This is a genomic window from Marinomonas sp. 63XJN7_9_ISO-PGPR-S23-217, from assembly GCF_056173515.1.
The window spans coordinates 1,165,873-1,187,413 of the sequence record NZ_CM149678.1 but is presented as its reverse complement, the minus strand read 5'-3'; the positions used below and the strand labels follow the sequence as shown (position 1 = coordinate 1,187,413).

General features: G+C 44.9%; 10 protein-coding genes. 2 read left to right on the top strand and 8 right to left on the bottom strand.

The window, feature by feature from the left end:
- Positions 1 to 2 precede the first annotated feature (2 nt).
- Entirely contained in the window at positions 3 to 11,453 is an 11,451-nt protein-coding gene (locus AC0VYI_RS05510; RefSeq protein WP_475447850.1) for a two-partner secretion domain-containing protein, read from the bottom strand.
- Positions 11,454 to 11,511: 58 nt separating this feature from the next.
- The gene (locus tag AC0VYI_RS05505; protein WP_475447848.1) at positions 11,512 to 13,209 is read right to left on the bottom strand and encodes a ShlB/FhaC/HecB family hemolysin secretion/activation protein; all 1,698 of its coding nucleotides are present in this window, start codon (positions 13,207 to 13,209) and stop codon (positions 11,512 to 11,514) included.
- A 518-nt stretch (positions 13,210 to 13,727) separates the two neighbouring features.
- On the opposite strand from AC0VYI_RS05505, the gene AC0VYI_RS05500 reads away from it, so the two are divergent.
- On the top strand, positions 13,728 to 13,904 hold the full coding sequence (locus AC0VYI_RS05500) for a DUF2938 family protein (RefSeq protein ID WP_475449794.1): 177 nt from the start codon (positions 13,728 to 13,730) through the stop codon (positions 13,902 to 13,904).
- A gap of 37 nt (positions 13,905 to 13,941) precedes the next feature.
- On the opposite strand, the gene AC0VYI_RS05495 is transcribed toward AC0VYI_RS05500, so the two are convergent.
- Positions 13,942 to 14,370, bottom strand: a complete 429-nt coding sequence (locus AC0VYI_RS05495; protein ID WP_475447846.1) for a GNAT family N-acetyltransferase — start codon at positions 14,368 to 14,370, stop codon at positions 13,942 to 13,944.
- An 18-nt stretch (positions 14,371 to 14,388) separates the two neighbouring features.
- Complete coding sequence (locus tag AC0VYI_RS05490; protein ID WP_475447845.1) at positions 14,389 to 14,655, bottom strand: VOC family protein; 267 nt, start codon at positions 14,653 to 14,655, stop codon at positions 14,389 to 14,391.
- 174 nt (positions 14,656 to 14,829) lie between these two features.
- Here AC0VYI_RS05490 and AC0VYI_RS05485 point away from each other — a divergent pair, with 174 nt between their 5' ends.
- Positions 14,830 to 16,185, top strand: coding sequence for an IS5 family transposase (locus AC0VYI_RS05485; RefSeq protein WP_475447843.1), 1,356 nt, complete (start codon positions 14,830 to 14,832; stop codon positions 16,183 to 16,185).
- 137 nt (positions 16,186 to 16,322) lie between these two features.
- Here the strand turns inward: AC0VYI_RS05485 and AC0VYI_RS05480 are convergent, their stop codons facing one another.
- The 4 genes from AC0VYI_RS05480 to AC0VYI_RS05465 form a co-directional block, all read right to left on the bottom strand.
- Positions 16,323 to 16,757, bottom strand: coding sequence for a GNAT family N-acetyltransferase (locus AC0VYI_RS05480; protein WP_475447841.1), 435 nt, complete (start codon positions 16,755 to 16,757; stop codon positions 16,323 to 16,325).
- Between the two features lie 38 nt (positions 16,758 to 16,795).
- Positions 16,796 to 17,206, bottom strand: coding sequence for a hypothetical protein (locus tag AC0VYI_RS05475; RefSeq protein ID WP_199476881.1), 411 nt, complete (start codon positions 17,204 to 17,206; stop codon positions 16,796 to 16,798).
- Positions 17,207 to 17,322: 116 nt separating this feature from the next.
- A complete protein-coding gene (locus AC0VYI_RS05470) occupies positions 17,323 to 20,778 on the bottom strand; it encodes an acyl-[ACP]--phospholipid O-acyltransferase (RefSeq protein WP_475447839.1) in 3,456 nt (1,151 codons plus the stop codon).
- Positions 20,762 to 21,391: a TetR/AcrR family transcriptional regulator gene (locus AC0VYI_RS05465; protein WP_475447837.1), complete on the bottom strand. Its 630-nt coding sequence runs from the start codon at positions 21,389 to 21,391 to the stop codon at positions 20,762 to 20,764. The genes AC0VYI_RS05470 and AC0VYI_RS05465 overlap by 17 nt, the downstream gene beginning before the upstream one ends.
- Between the last annotated feature and the right edge of the window lie 150 nt (positions 21,392 to 21,541).

Below are 21,541 nucleotides of genomic sequence, written 5' to 3'. Positions count from 1 at the left end.
GATTAAGCCCCATCGCTATTGCTTACATCCCCTGAGATGGTGACGTCCGCTTTATCGGTTGAGATAATTTGACCCGCAGAGGTGCTGTTATTGAGTGCATTGGCATTTAAATCAATACCATGACCCGCTAATACGCCTTGGTTATCGACTTTGCTGGTCTGAATTGTCAATGCACCACTGTTAGCGAGTAAGGTTCCGCTATTTGTTATATTCTGGCTGGAGATTTGATTGGTACCAGCCGCTTCAATAGTCGAAGCTGTATTGGTTAGATCCCCTTGAGTGTTTAATATCAGATTGTTGGCGGCATGAATCAAGGCATTAGTCGCGTTGGTAATGCCTTTTTCGATGGTTAACGTCAGATCTCCTGTTGAGAAGAGTTGTGCCGTTTTGGTGTGATTATTAAGCAAATCCGCTGTGATCGTAATACCTTTTCCTGCCAACACGCCTTGACTATCCACTTGGCTGGTCTTCACAGTTAAAGCACCATTTTGTGCTAACACCGTGCCGCTGTTCGTCAGGTTTTGGCTCTTTTCATCTATCCCATTGACTGCTTCGATGGTGGAAGCTGTGTTGGTTACATCACCTGTGGCGTTCAGTGCCAAATCTTTATCCGCATGAATCAGTGCACCATCGGTATTGGTTACGTTTCCTGCTATGGTTAAATTAGCCTCATCTGTTGAGAAGAGCTTGCCACTGGCGGTGCTGTTTTTGAGCTCATTAGCGGTTAAGGTAATACCATGACCCGCTAATACGCCTTGGTTGTCAACCTGACCTGTCGACACAGTCAAGGCTTTATTTTGCGCGAGAATGGAGCCGGAATTCGTGACATTTTGACTATGAATAGCAGAAGCGCCAGCGGCTTCTATAGTCGAAGCGGTATTGGTTAAATCACCTTTACTGTTTAACGTCAGATTATTGGCGGTATGAATCAGCGCATTCTCGGCATTCTCGATGCCTTTTTCGATGGTTAACGTCAGATCTCCGGTTGAGAAAAGTTGTGCCGTTTTGGTGTGATTATTAAGCGAATCCGCTGTGATCGTAATACCTTTTCCTGCCAGCACGCCTTGACTATCCACTTGGCTGGTCTTCACAGTTAAAGCACCATTTTGTGCTAACACCGTGCCGCTGTTCGTCAGGTTTTGGCTCTTTTCATCTATCCCATTGACTGCTTCGATGGTGGACGCTGTGTTGGTTAAATCGCCTGTGGCATGCAGTATCAGATCTTTATCCGCATGGATTAATGCCCCATCGCTATTGCTCACATCCCCCTCGACGGTGACGTCCGCTTTATCCGTTGAGATAATTTGACCCGCAGAGGTGCTGTTATTGAGTGCATTAGCATTTAAATCAATACCGTTACCCGCTAAGGTGCCTTGGTTATCCGCAGTGCTGGTCTCAATGGTTAAGGCGCCATTTTGCGCAAGAATGGTGCCGGAGTTCGTGACATTTTGACTATGAATAGCAGAGGCTCCCACGGCTTCAATAGTCGAAGCAGTATTGGTTAGATCCCCTTGAGTTTGTAACGTCAGATTGTTGGCGGCATGAATCAAGGCATTTGTCGCGTTGGTGATGCCTTTTTCGATGGTTAAGGTCAGATCCCCTGTTGAGAAGAGTTGTGCCGTTTTCGAGTGATTATTAAGAGAATCCGCTGTGATAGCGATGCCGTTACCCGCTAAAGTGCCTTGGCTGTCCACGTTATTGGTATGGATGGTTAAGGCACCATTTTGCGCTAGGACAGTACCGCTGTTGGTCAGATTTTGGCTCTTTTCATCTAGCCCATTCACCGCTTCGATGGTGGAAGCTGTGTTGGTTAAATCACCTGTGGCGTTCAGTGCCAGATCTTTATCCACATGGATTAATGCCCCATCGCTATTGCTTACATCCCCTGAGATGGTGACGTCCGCTTTATCGGTTGAGATAATTTGACCCGCTGCCGTGCTGTTATTGAGCGTGTTGGCATTTAAAGCAATACCGTTACCAGCTAAGGTCCCTTGGTTATCGACTTTGCTGGTCTGAATTGTCAATACACCACTTTTAGCGAGTAAGGTTCCGCTATTTGTCATATTCTGGCTGGTGATTTGATTGGTGCCAGCAGCTTCAATAGTCGAAGCGGTATTGATTAGATCCCCTTGAGTGTTTAACGTCAGATTGTTGGCAGCATGAATCAGCGCATTCTCGGCATTCTCTATGCCTTTTTCGATGGTTAAGGTTAGATCTCCGGTTGAGAAGAGTTGTGCCGTTTTGGTGTGATTATTAAGAGAATCCGCTGTGATCGTAATACCTTTTCCTGCCAGCACGCCTTGACTATCCACTTGGCTGGTCTTCACAGTTAAAGCACCATTTTGTGCTAACACCGTGCCGCTGTTCGTCAGGTTTTGGCTCTTTTCATCTATCCCATTGACTGCTTCGATGGTGGAAGCTGTGTTGGTTACATCACCTGTGGTATTTAACGTCAGGTCTTTATCCGCATGGATCAGAGCCCCCCCCGTATTATTTACATCACCCACCATGGTCAAAGTCACGTTGTTAGATGAGATAATCTTACCGTTCGTAGTCCGGTTACTCAGTCCATTCGAACCTAGAAGAATACCATTACCCGTCAATAATCCCTGGTTGTCGATAAGACCACTATTAATTGTTAAGGATCCCTTTTTAGCTGTCAGGGAGCCAGTATTAGTGACACTGCTCTGACTTTTTACCGTTAGGTTATTGGCAGCATGAATCAATGCCCCATCGGTATTGGTCACGTCTCCAGCAATGGTGAAGTCCGCTTTATCCGTTGAGATAATTTGACCGTTCGCTGTACTGTTTTTCAGCTCGTTGGCATTTAAGGTAATACCGCTGCCCGCTAAAGTACCTTGGCTATCCAGATTATTAGTATGGATGGTTAAGGCGCCATTTTGTGCTAACACCGTGCCGCTGTTCGTCAGGTTTTGGCTCTTAACATTCGTTGCATTAACGGCTTCTAGTGTCGAAGCGCTATTGGTTAAATCACCTGTGGCGTTCAATGTCAGATCTTTATCCGCATGAATCAGTGCCCCATTGGTATTGCTTACATCGCCAGCGATGGTGACGTCCGCTTTATCCGTTGAGACAATTTGACCCGCTGTCGTGCTGTTATTCAGCTCGTCTGCCTTGATCGTGATGCCATTACCCGCTAAGGTCCCTTGGCTGTCCACTTTGCGGGTGTTCACGGTCAACATGCCGTTTTGCGCGAGAATGGAGCCTGAGTTAGTGACATTTTGACTATGAATAGCAGAAGCGCCAGCGGCTTCTATAGTCGAAGCGGTATTGGCTAAATCACCTTTACTGTTTAACGTCAGATTATTGGCGGCATGAATCAAGGCATTTGTCGCGTTGGTAATGCCTTTTTCGATGGTTAAGGTCAGATCCCCTGTTGAGAAGAGTTGTGCCGTTTTCGAGTGATTATTAAGGGAATCTGCTATGATAGCGATGCCGTTACCCGCCAAAGTGCCTTGACTATCCACGTTATTGGTATGGATGGTTAACGCGCCATTTTGCGCTAGGACAGTACCGCTGTTGGTCAGATTTTGACTCTTTATATCAATCCCATTCACCGCTTCGATGGTGGAAGCGGTGTTGGTTAAATCTCCTGTGACATCAAAAGCCAGGTCTTTATCCGCATGGATTAATGCCCCATCGGTATTACTTACATCTCCCGCGATGGTGACGTCCGCTTTATCCGTTGAGATAATTTGACCCGCAGAGGTGCTGTTATTGAGTGCATTAGCATTTAAATCAATACCGTTACCCGCTAAAGTACCTTGGTTATCCACGCTACTGGTTTGAATGCTTAACGTGCCATTTTGCGCAAGGACAGTACCCGTATTCGTTAGGTTTTGGCTCTTTTCATCTAGCTCATTGACCGCTTCGATGGTGGACGTTGTGTTGATTAAATCACCTGTGGCATGCAATGTCAGGTCTTTATCCGCATGGATTAGCGCCCCATCGGTATTGCTTACATCGCCAGCGATGGTGACGTCCGCATTATCCGTTGAGACAATTTGACCCGCAGCGGTGCTGTTATTGAGTGCATTGGCATTTAAATCAATACCGTTACCCGCTAAGGTGCCTTGGTTATCCGCAGTGCTGGTCTCAATGGTTAAGGCGCCATTTTGCGCAAGAATGGAGCCTGAGTTAGTGACATTTTGACTATGAATAACAGAAGTTCCCACGGCTTCAATGGTCGAAGTCGTATTCGTTAAGTCTTCTTTGCTTTTTAAAGCGAGGTTAGCTGCTGCATGAATCAGTGCGCTCTTAGCATTCTCTATACCTTTTTCGATGGTTAAGGTCAGATCCCCTGTTGAGAAGATCTGTGCCGTTTTGGTGTGATTATTAAGCGAATCCGCAGTGATAGCGATGCCGTTACCCGCTAAAGTACCTTGGTTATCCACGCTACTGGTTTGAATGCTTAACGTGCCATTTTGCGCAAGGACAGTACCCGTATTCGTTAGGTTTTGGCTCTTTTCATCTAGCCCATTGACCGCTTCGATGGTGGAAGCAGTGTTGGTTAAATCGCCTGTGGCATGCAGTGTCAGATCTTTATCCGCATGGATTAGCGCCCCATCGGTATTGCTTACATCACCAGCGATGGTGACATCCGCATTATCCGTTGAGACAATTTGACCGTTCGCTGTGCTGTTATTGAGCGTGTTGGCATTTAAATCAATACCGTTACCCGCTAAGGTCCCTTGGTTATCGACTTTGTTGGTCTGAATCGTCAATGCACCACTTTTAGCGAGTAAGGTTCCGCTATTTGTCATATTCTGGCTGGTGATTTGATTAGTGCCAGCAGCTTCAATAGTCGCCGCAGTGTTGGTTAGATCCCCTTGAGTGTTTAATATCAGATTGTTGGCGGCATGAATCAAGGCATTAGTCGCGTTGGTAATGCCTTTTTCGATGGTTAACGTCAGATCCCCTGTTGAGAAGAGTTGTGCCGTTTTCGAATGATTATTAAGGGAATCTGCGGTAATAGAGATACCTTTTCCTGCCAGCACGCCTTGATTATCTACTTGGCTGCTCTTCACAGTCAAAGCACCATTTTGTGCTAACACCGTGCCGCTGTTCGTCAGGTTTTGGCTCTTTTCATCTAGCCCATTGACCGCTTCGATGGTGGAATCGGTATTGGTTACATCACCTGTGGTATTTAACGTCAGGTCTTTATCCGCATGGATCAGAGCCCTCCCCGTATTATTTACATCACCCGCCATGGTCAAAGTCACGTTGTTGGATGAGATAATCTTACCGTTCGTAGTGCGGTTACTCAGTCCATTCGAACCTAGAAAAATACCATTACCCGTCAATAATCCTTGGTTGTCGATAAGACCACTATTAATCGTTAAGGATCCCTTTTTAGCTGTCAGGGAGCCAGTATTAGTGACACTGCTCTGACTTTTTACCGTTAGGTTATTGGCAGCATGAATCAATGCCCCATCGTTGTTGGTCACGTCTCCAGCAATTGTGAAGTCCGCTTTATCCGTTGAGATAATTTGACCGTTCGCTGTACTGTTTTTCAGCTCGTTGGCATTTAAGGTAATACCGCTGCCCGCTAAAGTACCTTGGCTATCCAGATTATTAGTATGGATGGTTAAGGCGCCATTTTGTGCTAACACCGTGCCGCTGTTCGTCAGGTTTTGGCTCTTAACATTCGTTGCATTAACGGCTTCTAGTGTCGAAGCGCTATTGGTTAAATCACCTGTGGCGTTCAATGTCAGATCTTTATCCGCATGAATCAGTGCCCCATTGGTATTGCTTACATCGCCAGCGAGGGTGACGTCCGCATTATCCGTTGAGATAATTTGACCCGCTGCCGTGCTGTTATTGAGCGTGTTGGCATTTAAAGCAATACCGTTACCCGCTAAGGTGCCTTGGTTATCGACTTTGTTGGTCTGAATCGTCAATGCGCCACTTTTAGCGAGTAAGGTTCCGCTATTTGTCATATTCTGGCTGGTGATTTGATTGGTGCCAGCCGCTTCAATAGTCGCCGCAGTGTTGGCTAGATCCCCTTGAGTGTTTAATATCAGATTGTTGGCGGCATGAATCAAGGCATTTGTCGCGTTGGTAATGCCTTTTTCGATGGTTAAGGTCAGACCCCCTGTAGAGAAGAGTTGTGCATTTTTCGAGTGATTATTAAGAGAATCCGCTGTGATAGCGATGCCGTTACCCGCCAAAGTGCCTTGGCTGTCCACGTTATTGGTATGGATGGCTAAGGCACCATTTTGCGCTAGGACAGTACCGCTGTTGGTCAGGTTTTGGCTCTTAACATTTGTTGCGTTAACGGCTTCTAGTGTGGCACCGCTATTAGTTAAGTCGCCTGTCGCATTCAGAGTAAGATCTTTATCCGCATGGATCAGTGCCCCATTGGTATTACTCACATCCCCCGCGATGGTGAAAGCCGCTTTATCCGTTGAGATAATTTGACCCGCAGAGGTGCTGTTATTGAGTGCATTAGCATTTAAATCAATACCGTTACCTGCTAAGGTCCCTTGGTTATCCGCAGTGCTGGTCTCAATGGTTAAGGCGCCATTTTGCGCAAGAATGGTGCCGGAGTTCGTGACATTTTGACTACGAATAGCAGAGGCTCCCACGGCTTCAATAGTCGAAGCAGTATTGGTTAGATCCCCTTGAGTGTTTAACGTCAGATTGTTGGCGGCATGAATCAGGGCATTTGTCGCATTGATAATGCCTTTTTCGATGGTTAACGTCAGATCTCCGGTTGAGAAGAGTTGTGCCGTTTTAGTGTGATTATTAAGCAAATCCGCTGTGATCGTAATACCTTTTCCTGCCAGCACGCCTTGACTATCCACTTGGCTGGTCTTCACAGTTAAAGCACCATTTTGTGCTAACACCGTGCCGCTGTTCGTCAGGTTTTGGCTCTTTTCATCTAGCCCATTGACCGCTTCGATGATAGAAGCTGTGTTGGTTACATCACCTGTGGCGTTCAGTGCTAGATCTTTATCTGCATGAATCAGTGCACCATCCGTATTGATCACATCACCTTCAACGGTGACGTCTGCATTATCCGTTGAGATAATTTGACCCGCTGTCGTGCTGTTCTTGAGCGAATTAGCATTTAGGGTAATACCGTGACCGACTAAGGTCCCTTGGTTATCGATGGTGTCGGTATTAATGGTTAATCCACCATTTTGAGCGAGCAAGGCCCCAGTATTGGTAACATTTAGGCTAGTGATTTGATTAGTGCCAGCAGCCTCAATGGTAGAAGCGGTATTGGTTAACTCTCCTGCGGCATTCAGTGTCAGGTCTTTATCCGTATGGATGAGCGCTCCACCAATATTGGTCACTGCGCCCGAGATGGTTACATCCGCCTTGTCCGTTGAGAAAACCTTGCCGTTCGCCGTGCTATTGTTTAGCTCGTCCACATTGATCGTGATGCCGTTCCCCGACAAAGCTCCTTGGTTATCCACGTTACTGGTTTGAATGGTTAACGCGCCATTTTGCGCTAGAACAGTACCACTGTTGGTCAGGTTCTGACTTTGAACATCAAGCCCATTTATCGCTTCGATGGTGGAATCTATGTTGGTTAAATCTCCTGTGACGTCTAGAGTAAGATCTTTATCCGCATGGATTAATGCCCCATCGGTATTGCTTACATCCCCAGCAATGGTGACATCCGCTTTATCGGTTGAGACAATTTGCCCCGCTGCCGTGCTGTTATTCAGCATGTTAGCGTTTAGAGTAATACCGTGACCTGATAAGGTACCTTGGTTATCTAGGGTATTGGTATTAATGGTTAAGTCACCATTTTGAGAGAGTAGGGCTCCTGTATTGGTGACATTCTGGCTATGGATTTGATTGGTGCCAGCAGCTTTGATAGTCGCCGTAGTGTTGGTTAGATCTCCTTGACTTTTTAACGTCAGGTTATTGGCGGCATGAATCAGTGAGTGATACAGGTTACTCACGGTACCAGTAATCGTGAGAGCCAAGTCACCTGTTGAGATAATTTTACCGTTCTCAGAATGATTATTCAGTTGATCAGCATGGATGGTGATACCGTTACCCGCCAGCACACCTTGGTTATCCACTTGGCCAGTATTGACCGTCATGTTGCCATTTTGAGCTAAGACAGCCCCCGTGTTCGTCAGGTTTTGGCTCTTAACAACCGTTGCGTTAACAGCTTCCACTGTAGAAGCACTATTGGTTAAGTCGCCTGTCGCATTCAGCGTCAGGTCTTTATCCGCATGAATCAATGCCCCATTGGTATTGGTCACGCTCCCCTCAATGGTTAAGTCAGCATTGTCCGCCGAGACGATTTGGCCTTGCTTTGTTGTATTATTGAGCTGATTAGCGTTAAGGGTCATCCCCTTTCCGGTTAGCAAACCTCGGTTATCCACTGAGGTCGTATTCGCCGTTAATTTGCCATGTTGTGCAAGGATCTCTCCAGAGTTAGTGAGCGTGTGAGTTGTTAAGTCTGCACTTCCGATGGCTTCGATGGTAGCATTAGCATTCGTTATATTCCCTTTACCCTCTAACGTCAGATCGGTTGTGGCATGGATGATCGCTCCTTTGCTATTAACAATATCTTTATCTGTCGTTAGTAGCAGAGCGTTTTTCGAAACAATACGCCCTTTATCCGTTATATTGCTAAGGTCGTTAGCCGTTATTTTAATATCGTTTCCGGTTAATGCCCCTTGGTTGGTTAACATGGCTGAACCGATTATGAGTGCATCATTTTTTGCTTGAAGCGTCCCAGAGTTGGTGAGGTTTTGAGCGTTAAGATCAACTAATTCTTTTGCCTCTATTGTCGAAGCGGTATTCGTGATGTTTCCAGTAGTATTCAGGGTCAGATCTTTATCTGCATGGATGAGCGCCCCAATCATATTGGTCACATCGCCCGAGATAGTGAAGGTCGCTTGATCGGTTGAAGTGATTTTTCCGTTCGCCGTGCTATTGTTTAGTTGAGTCGCAGTGATAGCGATGCCGTTGCCCGCCATAGTGCCTTGGCTATCCACATTATTAGTATGAATGATTAAGGAACCATTTTGTGCTAACACCTTACCATTGTTGGCTAGGTTCTGACTTTTAACATCCGCCGCGTTAACAGCTTCTAGTGTGGAGGCTGTATTGGTTAAGTCACCTGCCGCATTCAGGATAAGATCTTTATCCGCATGAATCAGTGCACCATCGGTATTGGTCACATCCCCTGCGATGGTGACGTCCGCTTTATCCGTTGAGATAATTTGACCGTTCGCCGTACTGTTATTGAGCATGTTGGCATTTAAAGCAATACTGTTACCCGCTAAGGTCCCTTGGTTATCGACTTTGTTGGTCTGAATCGTCAATGCGCCATTTTGGGCAAGTATGGTGCCAGAGTTAGTGACATTTTGACTCTTAACATTCACAGCGTTAACGGCTTCTAGAGTGGAAGCGGTATTGGTTAAATCGCCTGCGATATTCAACGTTAGATCTTTATCCGCATGAATCAGCGCACCATCCGTATTGATTACATCGCCAGTTAGGCTAAGATCCGCTTTATCCGTTGAAAAGATCTGACCATTCGCTGTGCTGTTACGGAGTGTGTTGGCATTTAAGGTGATGCCATGGCCAGCTAAGGTACCTTGATTATCGGCTTCGTTAGTATTGAGTGTTAGGAAGCCATTTTTTGCTAACACGGTGCCACTATTGGCTAGGTTTTGACTCGTAATATCCGCAGCGTTAACGGCTTCTAGAGTGGAAGCGGTATTGGTTAAATCGCCTGCGATATTCAACGTTAGATCTTTATCCGCATGAATCAGCGCACCATCCGTATTGATTACATCGCCAGTTAGGCTAAGATCCGCTTTATCCGTTGAAAAGATCTGACCATTCGCTGTGCTGTTATGAAGCGTGTTGGCGGTCAGCGTTATCCCGTTTCCTACGACCAAGGCTTGGTTGTCTACTTGGTTTTCGTGGAGCGTTAGGGTTCCCTTTTGCGCATGAAGGGTACCGGTGTTGACTAGGTGCTGACCGTTAATAAGAGCATCGTTCACGGACTCTATGTCGGCACTATTGGTTAATACTTGGCTATGGATCGTCAGTTCGTTATCGGAGTGAAGGAGAGCCTTGTCGGTGTTTTGGGTCTGCCCAGTGACATTCAGGGTTAGGTTATCGATACCGTATAGGGCGCCGTTTTTTGTGCTGTTTTGCACGGTGTCGGCTTGAATATTGAGGCGGTTCGCAGCGATCGAACTCTGGTTGATCACATTCGCCGCTTGTACACCCACTTGACCGTTTTGGGACAAGATCTTAGCCCCATCTAGGTTATTAAGGTCACCTTGTGTTTGAATTCCAAGGGTATTGGTCGCTTGAATCGTGGCGTTGTTAGTGCGGTTATTTAAGATATTGGCTTGCAAAGTGATGGCATCACCTAACACACTACCAGTGTTGGTGAGGGTTTGAGCCGACGAGACGGTCAGTGTTTTTGCACTGAGTTTGTTTTGGTTAACCAAGTCACCCTTCGTATTGAGCACCATAGATTGAGTAGCGGACACTTCGCCCTGCAAATTCACTCCTAACCCTTTGTCTGTGCCAATCAATAAAATACGATTGGCGTACATGCCCCCAATGGCTGCCACATCAAGCGCAAAGGTTGGCGTCTTTGAAGTTTTGGTACTACTAGGTAGCGCGGAGGGAGTATTATCTTGGTAGTTAACGTGATTGGCACCAGTGACAATAGCCAGTTTTTTGGCCCATAACTTGCTGTTTAGGCTGACGCTCCGAGCAAGCAGATCCACTTCATCCATGTTGCTGGCATTCAGTCCATCTCCCGTAATGTCTATATGACCTTCGGCGACGTCAAATCCCTTTAATTTACCAGTTGAATCAAAAACAGATTTACCCGTTGTCAAGGTGCCACGGGTGGTATTAATAAAGCCACAGCCATTACACGAAATGCCGTTTTGGTTGGCAATGATTAATTCGGCGGATTTCCCCGCGATTTCCATAAAACCATTGAGATCACTTTTGTTATGACCCAAGACTTCATTGAGAATAATGTTGGCGTTTTTTCCATTGAGGTGACTGTTACCATCCACATAGCCTGCCAATTGGGTCGACACAATTTTAGTGGAGTTATTAAAGATCACCCCTTTTTTCTCAACGTTTAGCTCATTATATTCGTTACGCGAGACCCCAGCCGCAGAAGGCGCATTGATGTTCACAATGGGGACGCCATTGGCGGCGGTATCAAAGGAAGGAGCATGAGTCGTATTCGCAGCCGAGAGTCCTTGTGCCAATAGCACCCCAGGCATGGAGAGGTACGACGATATCATGATGAGAGCAATAGGCTTTCGATAACGACGGCAAGGCGAGAGTAAGGAGACGGACAAGGCGGTCGAGCGACGTGATGTCTGGCCTTTAGAAAGCCCCCTATCTTTTCGAGTCAGCCTCCATAGTGAAGCCAAAATAAACAATAAGCGTGTTATGTTGTTTAACATTTTTCCATCCATGTCGCCTAATAGGCTCATCTATCTACCAAAAATAAAAGCACCTAAACTAAAAATTCATCGACAGTGAGCCATTCACTTTATAATCGTTTGATGTGGCGTAAGGGCCGTGCGCTAAGAAAGGATTCGATATAAACGCATCGTAAGACAGATGGCCCACCTGCCCCTTCATCCCAATGCTGAGCCCCATCAGGGTTTTACTGGAAACATCGTCACTTCCTCTGCCGGATACCTGACCCACATCCAGTCCTAAGTAACCCGCGGAGGAAGAGCCTAATAAGGTGACGGGAAGTAATAATTCATTTCTTGAACGCCAACCATTTTCGGCGCTTAAGGATTCACTAGAAGAAAAACCGCGTACGGTATAGCGGCCACCGTTATTAAACCAATCCATGGAATACAGTGGCGTTGCCGCGTATTGCCACCAAAACTGGCTCGTATAATGGAGGCGTTTCTGGGCAAGCATAACGGGAACCGTCAGTGAAGCACTGAGGCTATAAAAACGATAGTCAGGTTGAGCACTCCCCGATGCTGCCCTAGGATCTACCCCGTCAGAGTGAAACCAAGTGACCCCTTGATGAACACCGAGAGTTAGATCCAGCACTGCTGCGTGAATATACTGTCGGTAAGTACTTCCGAGGGCGAGCTCCGTCAGGTTATGCCGTTGGATTTTAATCTCGGTATCATCAATAAAGCTTTTTCGTTGGCGCCTATTGACGCTACCAAACCACCCCACTTTAATGACATTGTTTCTAAATAGGACCTGATCCAAACGGAGCGAATCATTCTGCCCATTACCGCTTAAAATAAAATTTCTTACGCTACCGATGGCTTGTTGCTGATAATCAAACTGACTATGGCTTAATGAGACCGTGTCAAACCCCAATGGAATATTCCAAGACACACTTTGACTGTTTGACTCACCGAAAGAACCCTTTCTGGCGTACGAGGCGGAGTAGTTAAAAACATCTTCAACACCTAGAAAGTTATCGACTGTCACGCCTGCGGAAAGAGGGTATTTGCCCGTTGTATCACTGCCACTGTCATCAACAGAAAGATTCACCGTCCAAGGCTTGGATTGAACCACTTTTGCCACAATGACACTTGCCCCTTCGTAGCTTCCCGGTTCAATTTTGAACGTCACATTTTGCGATTGAAGACGGTTAATTTGCTCTAAGCCTTGCTCCATATCCCGCAGGTTCAAGACGCTACCAATCTTAAGAGGTAAAGCATTTTGCCAATAAAAACGGTACCCCTCAGGAAAGACAATGTTCTCTATCACCCCCTTCGTCACTTTTATATGGAGAACGCCAGTGGCAATATTTTGTTCGGGAAGAGTCGCCCTTGAGGTCACATAACCGTCATGCAACAGTTTTTGATTAATCAGACGAACGAATGACTTGATGCCCTTTTGCCCTAGACAACGTCCAATAAGCTTATGGGCTTTAGACATTGCCCATTGTGCGTAAAATCCCTCCACTTGCACTTTTTTGATGTGAAAACAGACGTGCTCTTTAGGCAAATTTCCTATAGACGGCGCATTAGGTAACTGGATAGGAGGAGAAGTGGATTGAGATTTTTGTTCAAGAGTCTTGAGCGCTTGTTGGTCGCGCAGCTTCCAATCGGTTGAATTCGTCGAGGAGGGCAGTTCTATACCTCTAACCACACCAGAGGCGAACATACCCAAGCAGCATAAAACTAGAGAAGTAAAACAGCCTTTGCGGCTCTCGCTACACCAACGATCCATCAGCTTATGAACGTCCATTTACAGAAAACAACAATGAAAAGATTTTGTTTAAAATATACACTTTATTACAAAAAATGCAAACAAAAATAAAACTATGTAAATATATGTCAACATTCTAAAAAACATCATTTTAAAATTATTTTTTTATTTATTTTTCAATGATATACATTTATTTAGCACTTAAAGAACTCTACTTTTTATCTTTAATTAAAGAGAAAAATCATATTTTTTACTCGATCAAAAGCCATTCAGTTCATGTTAAGCAACAAACTATGAGGCCTCATCGACTATAAATATGAACAAACCTATATAATCTTTACATAAATCATGTAAATAGAATGAGATTCAGAATAGTTAACTCATGTTGTATGGACACAATCTTTGATGATCGGTTTTATTACTAACCAAGTGGAGAAACTGTGGTTGCTGATTCTTTCAGAACAAAAGAGCAAATATTTGGGCATAAAATACTTACAAACTCATGCAATACATGAAGAGCACAAAACTCACACCAATTAATTGGTTCGTGGATTACACTCCCCTTTTTAGTGATGCAGCCCTGTATGGGCGCAGGTATTGCCGCATCAAAAACACCAAGACCAACGATGACTCGTATACATAGCCTTGCCATTCATACGGTGTTTGGTCTTGGTCTTTATGGTTCAGGTTGGTTCTCTCATTTATTGCAGAATTAATGAGAAACAACATAGGTAAAGAGCCCCGTTTATCTTGCTAAGCAGGGCTCTCATAATAAATATCAAACTCCTCTTCATGTGTTTTTATAAAGCCATTATTGATATAAAAATCATTGGAGCGGCTGCCTTTAAGCGCACCTAACCGAACAGGCAACCCTTTTTTATGAGCCATTGAAACAATCTTTTGAAGCGCCAATTTACCAAGTGCTCTACCTTGATGTTCTGGCTTGATATACAGATGATCCAAGTAATGATGGTCTGCTTTGACGCGTACTACAAAGAAGCCCAATAACGTCTCATCATCCACTATTTTGAAGGTATCACTCGGCGTGAAGGTCTCTAGAAAACGGCTTCTCACTCGCTTTTCATCAAAACGACCTAATGCTTCGAGGCTTGGCCGCATCGCTAAAGCCCGAACTTCAGCTAATTCATAACCATCTTCTTGAACCGCTTGTGTGTATTCCATATAACGTCCTTCAATGTATTAACAGACTTGCCACTTACCTCGTAAGCCAATGAGGTTACCAAAAGGATCCGCTACCTGGCACATGCCAAAGCCACTCTCTATTGCCATTGGACCACGGTATAAACTCGCCCCTATGGATTCAAAATGCCTCAAGGATGTTTCAAGGGAGTCAACAGACCAATACAGAACGGTTCCCGACTTTCCCGCTCCAACCTTTTCATCGGCCTGAACAATTTCTAGCGAAAACCCATTAATGTCCAAAACGGTAAAATCGAAATCAGCCAAGTATCTGGGTAACGCTGATGGAAACGCCTTTTGATACCAAGCTAACCCTAATGAGTCGTCCCTGAATAATTTTCAACCTATTGAAATGCAATGTATTTTGTATAATGCTAAGGACTAAAATCTCGCCAATAATGGCGCTTTAGCCCTAAAAAGTTGCAGAATCAGTGAGTTTTTATGAAGCCTCGTCAAACAAAGCAAGATCCGCAGAAGGATTTATTCCGGCCTCAGCTAATCGATATTATTAACCCCAACCATGCACTCGTTCGGTTGGCTAAAGTGCTGGATTGGGATCGGTTGGATACCGAATTGGGGACGCATTTCGCGACGGTTGGCGCAGCGGCTCTGCCGACTCGCTTGATGGTAGGGCTACTGTATTTACAGCATTTGTATAATTTGTCTGATGAAATGGTCTTAGAGCAATGGCTTGAATCGCCTTACTACCAATACTTTTGCGGCGAAACCTTTTTTCAACATGACTTCCCGTGCCATCCAACCAGTCTTGTTAAATGGCGAAAACGGTTAGGAGAAGAAGGATGTGAATGGCTGCTTACTCAGACAATACAAGCGGGGCTAAAGCTAAAAGTGATCAAGTCTGCGAGTCTAAAGCGTGTGATTGTTGATACCACGGTACAAGAAAAAAACATCACCTTCCCAACCGATGCCAAACTCTACAACAAGGCACGACAGCAACTCACTCAAGTGGCAAAAGACCTCGCTATCACACTAAGACAAACCTATGACAAAGCCTGCCATGAGTTAATGCCAAAGATTGGACGCTATGGGCATGCCAAACAATACAAACGAATGAGAAAGGCGATTAAGCAAGTCAAAGGCTTCTTAGGGCGGGTATTGCGGGACATTGATCGGCAAGTAAAGCGACAAGGATTAACACTTACCCAAAAGCAAGAAGACATTCTCAACCAAGCTTATCGATTACTAAAACAAACGCGTCAGAGTAAAAACAAACTCTACAGCCTGCATGAACCCAATGTGGACTGTATCTCCAAAGGCAAAGCGCATAAACGCTATGAGTTTGGTGTGAAAGCCAGCATAGCTGTGACGGCTAAAGAATCCTTTATTGTGGGCGCAAGAAGCTATCCTAGTAATCCGTATGATGGGCATACCTTGAAAGACCAACTTCAACAAGTGGAAACCCTGACAGGAAAAAAACCGGAAACCTGTTTTGTTGACCGAGGATATAAAGGATCGGGCGTGGAAGACATTAAAGTCTTGGTTACAGGTCAAAAACGCGGTGTACCCAAGAAAGAGAAACGCTGGATGGGAAGACGAAACAGTGTAGAACCTATCATCGGTCATTTAAAATCCGATGGTAAACTCAGACGGTGCTTCTTAAAAGGCATACTAGGCGATGCGATGAACGTGATCTTAAGTGCCTGTGGCCAGAACCTACGTAAGCTACTGAAGTGGCTTTATTGCTCCCCATATTTTGGGGCATTTTTAAGGCGATTATGGTTGAAAATAATTTTTCCAACGGAAAATTCTAAAAATAGCATGGCGCTTCTTGCTTGAAGCGCCATTATTCAGGGGCGACTAATGATACATCGGGTACATGAACTAATATTGCCGTAGGTGTCATATTCTCTCCGAGACTTTTACACATCTGCTGTGTAAAAGTTTCTCTCCCTAATAAACGAATAAAAAATCAGCTATACATTACGACTCATGGAGCTGTTAAAGGAATACATGCGAACTTCATCCCGAGGAAACCACCCAAGCATTTCATAAAAGCCTTGAGCATTTAAATTGTCGTTGTGAACAAATAGATGGGTTTTATGAATGCCAATCAATGCCAACGCTTTAATCGATTTATCCACGAGCGCTTGGCCAATCTTTTTACCACGCAATGGTAATGAGACAGCGAGATGCTGCAAGTAGCCACGTCGCCCATCGGTCCCCACTAATACGGCACCGACAACCTCATCCTCATTCAGCGCTACAAAACTCAGCCCTGCATTGCGATTAAGATAACGCTCAATACTCTCGCGCGAATCCGCCTCTCGTAACGACATACTTTCCGTCTGACGCCACAGTTCAATAACAGCGTCGTAATCTGTTATTGTCATTTCACGAATAACAACCATCTTCTTCTCCTGCAGGGACAACCCCAACCTATCGTCAATTACGCTATATTAATCAGTCCAACTGACTCGAAGAAATAAAAGCAAACAATAGTAATAAGCACATACAGACAAACTGATAAGATAATAATACCAAGCACTTTCCAAGTAGATTGAAGGTCAAATTCTGAGGATTGCTCTATTTGCATTTTTGTTAAAAAGTAGTCCTTGGAAAGCAATAAAACGGGAATAACATAGAAAAATGCTAAACTCACACTTGGTACACCATCAGGTATATAAGGACTTAGAAAAATAAAGACAAACATAGCGGCAATTCCAATCCACAAAGACCGCTTTGCAAAATCCTGTCTCCCGATTGCATTAAATCCCGTTACTAAAAAGTAGATTGCAGCAACAGGCCCTCCAAAAAAGCTTCCCCACATCATTTGCTTAGCAGTATAGATTTTTTTCATTTCAACTTCCTATTAGAGAATTTCCCTATAAAATGATGTCCCACATCATGCAAATACATTCCAATAAGTCTCATCACTCGACCGCTCAGTCAAAGCAAGCCGAGTGAAACGCAATGCTACCCTTGAGTGTTATCCAATGCTAATTGCTTAGCAGCTTTAAAGTCGAGTTTGCCGCTTCCTAAAATAGGTAACGCATCAACTTGAATAATCTCACTGGGCATCATTAAAGCAGGCATTTTCGCCTCGACCAAAGATTGGCGGATATCCTCAGAGTTCGCGTCATCACCCACCAGTAAGATTACCCTTTCGCCTTTTTTCTCATCCGGCACATTCACTGCCACCATGGATAAATCAGTCGACTGTAGAATTGTCCGAATCTGCTGTTCCACCGCACCTAAGCTAACCATCTCTCCGCCTAACTTGGCAAAACGCGAATAGCGATCCACCACGGTTAAATAGCCGTCTTCATCTAAGTGTCCTTTATCACCTGTTTTATACCAGCGTAATCCATCCATTTCGACAATCACATCAGCGGTTTTTTCTGGATCCTCTAAGTAGCCTTTCATAATTTGCGCACCACCAATCAGAATCAGTCCATCTTCCCCAACAGGCAGCGTTTCCAATGAATTGGGATCAACAATACGGAAGGTTGTGCCTGGTAATGCCATACCGACCGTCCCAGTACGAGCCGCTTCCTGCACTTGAGCTGTATCACGATTAATGTAGCCTGGCAGATTCACACTGGCTACCGGAGTGGTTTCCGTCGTGCCATAGCCTTCTAAGATCGTTTTACCAAACCGCTGGGTGAAAGCATCTCTTACTTGTGGGTCTAATTTCTCTGCACCACTTACGACAGCTCGCAAACTACTGAACATAAGAGGATGAATACGACGATTACGGGTGTACAGCCGTAAAAAGGTTGACGTAGCACACATCAAAGTCGCTTCATGTTTCGTCACTGCTTTGGCAATGTTTAAACCATCGGTAGGATCAGGGTGGCAAATCGCGGGAACGCCTTCAAGCAATGGTAATAACCCCGTGACAGTTAGACCAAAAGCATGAAACAGTGGCAATGTGGCCATGATGCGGTCATTGTCGCGCACATTTAACACATCAGACACTTGACGAATATTCGCCATAATATTCCTATGGCTTAATACTACCCCTTTAGGCGTACCTTCACTGCCCGATGAAAACAAAATCGCGGCGGCATCATCTAGCTCACAATGGGAACACCATAACCACTGCAACCAACTAGTGGGCAATAGTGCCGCCATAACAGCGGTACTCACCGCCTCGACTTTATTAAGTCCCTTATGGAAATCTTCTAGATAAATAACGTCTTTACCCGCCAATAATGCCTGACAATCAATGCCACGCTTTCCTAACTGCTGAATAAAACGATGGGCGGTGACAAAACTCTGAATATCCGCCTGTTTTACGGCATGAAGCTGTGCTTCAGGTGTGGACGTATAGTTAATGTTTACTATCGTCTTACCTGCCATTAATGCTGCCATATTAGCCGCTACGCCAGGAGAAGACGTTGGTACAAGTAGGCCAAGATTTTTCCCCGGTAATTTTTTAATACGACGTTGCAATAATGCGGTCATGGTCAGTAGTTTTTGGTGGCCCAATGGTTCACCTTTACTGTCAACAATGGCCCAATCTGTTGGTTTTGCTTTCGCAGTACGAATCCATGAATGGGCTAAGGGCTCAAGCGTATCGGTATAATCGTTCCAGCTCGTCACTGACATCTCAAATACCTTTTGCTTCACCATCTCCGCTGTGGAATGAATATCCATAGGCGTGCCAAACGCGATGGTCACATCTCGTTTCAGACCACTTTTTCTCAACTGAGACAGTTTTTGCGATGAGCGAGAAAAGACGCTACCCCACATACCCCGTAGATAAAAAGGCACAATGACACCTTTTGCGTCTGCGCAAGCGCGCTCAAAACCGTGTTTAAATTCGCCAAGTTGCCCCAAATGGCTGATCGCCCCTTCGGGAAACAAACACACCACTTCACCTTGGTTAAGTAACTCAGTCACTTGTTCTAAAGCCTGACGACTTTGCCCACCGGAAATAGGAATCACCTTATAGCGATCAAAAAACCACTTCAAATACCAACGCTGGTAAATACCTCTATCCATCACAAAATGCACATGACGTGGGCAGGCCATTTGCACCATCGCCCAGTCCAACCAACTGATGTGATTACCCAATAACAAAACGCCCTGACCTGACTGCTTTAAATGCTCTAAACCAAGCACATTTAGGCGATATTTACGGGCGAGAATAATGGCCATAACACCACGAAGTAAGGCTTCTGGAAGGATATGTATGGCTGCTAACGTCCCAGCTAAAACAATAAACCCCAATCCCCATAGCAGATAGCTTACATCTAGATCGGTAAGCGCAAAGATAATAGTGAGACCTAAAAAGGCCAACATTCCAATGTTTTGAATATAATTGCTGCCCGCCAAGGTACGACCTAGCTGATCATTCCTAGCGTGGAACTGAATCAACGCATTTAATGGCACACTAAACATGGCCCCAAACAGACCGATGATAAAAAAAGCACAGGCCAAGATAAGAAAAGAGTGTGCCATTGGGATGATAAAGGCACCAAGGGTCACCCCCGCGATCCCAACCGGAATAAGAGATAAATTGATTTGATTGCGTGACATGCTGTTGGCCCACATAGAGCCCAATAAAACCCCTATGCCGGACACAGCAATAGTTGCTTGAATAACAAAGGCGTTAGTCATTCCCAAATGCTCTTTGCTATAAGCGGGAAAAACGGCTAGTAGCACCTGACTTATAGACCAAAACAATGTCAAACCAAGAATTGATTGCCAAATAGCCTTATGCTTACCCAACAAAGAAATATTCTGTTTTAAGGTGCGACCACGAGCATAGTTAGACCAATTGAACGCTTCTGATGAGGTCACCGCATTCCCTTCTGGTAAGCGCAATGTCAAATAAAACTCAAAGCAGGAGCCGATAACCAGCAGCCAGCCTAATGGCGCAATGGCACTGAACACACTATCAGGAGAGTACATACTCTGCGTCGGCAGCAAGAGTTCAAATAAAGCAGAAAAGACCACGATGCCACTTAAGATAGCAATCATGGTGACCCCTTGAATCCAGCCATTGCCTTCGCTTAAACGGTTTACTCCCGCCATTTCACGAATATAGCCATATTTAGCAGGGGAATAAATGGCACTTTGTAGCCCCAAAATAAAGGTAAAGGCAAATGCCTCTATAAAGCGCCCATGGTAATAGCACCACGTTATCATGAGAGTGATAACAATCGCGATGGCTGCGGACATTTGCATCACGCGCTTTTTCTTATAACGATCAGATAAAAAACCAGCGGGAGTCACTAATAAGATATAGGGTAATAGCACGAGGGCATTAACCAACGCCGTCAATAAAACTTGATAACTGCCATCGTAACTTTTAAATAAGGTATTCTGAATAATAATTTTGTGGCCTAAATCAACAAAGCTATTGAGAAAAGCCACACTAATAAAAGCAGCAAAACCGCGGACCTCATACAAACTGTTCATTGGTGCTCTCCTGTGTCCAATGTGTTAAATAATGAGTCAATAAGTTATCAACCAATGCATCCGTTTGATCCCCTTCAAGAAACAGCTTACCTCGGGAACTCAGCGCGGCAATACCATGAACCCCACACCACAAGGTTCGTACCGCAAGCTGTAGTGACTCTTCACTGACATTGGGTGCTAATTGACGCAACGGCGCCTGAACAAAGTCAAACAATTCGTTAACTGCATGAATTAACCAATCAGGGCAAATAATACTTTCTGGAGTATGATGTTCAAACATCAACGCCCAACGATTAGGCCACTCAGCGGAAAAGTTAAGGTAGGTTTTTGCAATAATACGCAAGGTTTCTTGAGGTAGGTGGTTTACTTTTTCTTGTTCAATTTGAGTCGACAGCAGGGCATTCAACATGGCCATGGTTCGGCCGTTGATGTGCCAGCATAAATCGTCCAAATTGGTAAAAACCAAATACAATGCACCAGCGGAATAGCCAATTTTCTGGGCAATTTTTCGTGCTGACAGTGCATGAATACCGCCTTCATCTATCAGCAGTTCGCCAGCAATTAATGCCAACTCCTTTAACTCTTCTCGACTATGATCGTTACGGCGAGCCATTTTTTCTCCCTGTTAAACTATATTAAACACTGTTCAATAAATATAATGAACACCGTTTAATAAGTCAATAGAGTTCACTCAAAAACCAAACCCTAGCCCATAGACATTCCCCATTACCCTATAACAAACCTTTAACATTGATTACTATTG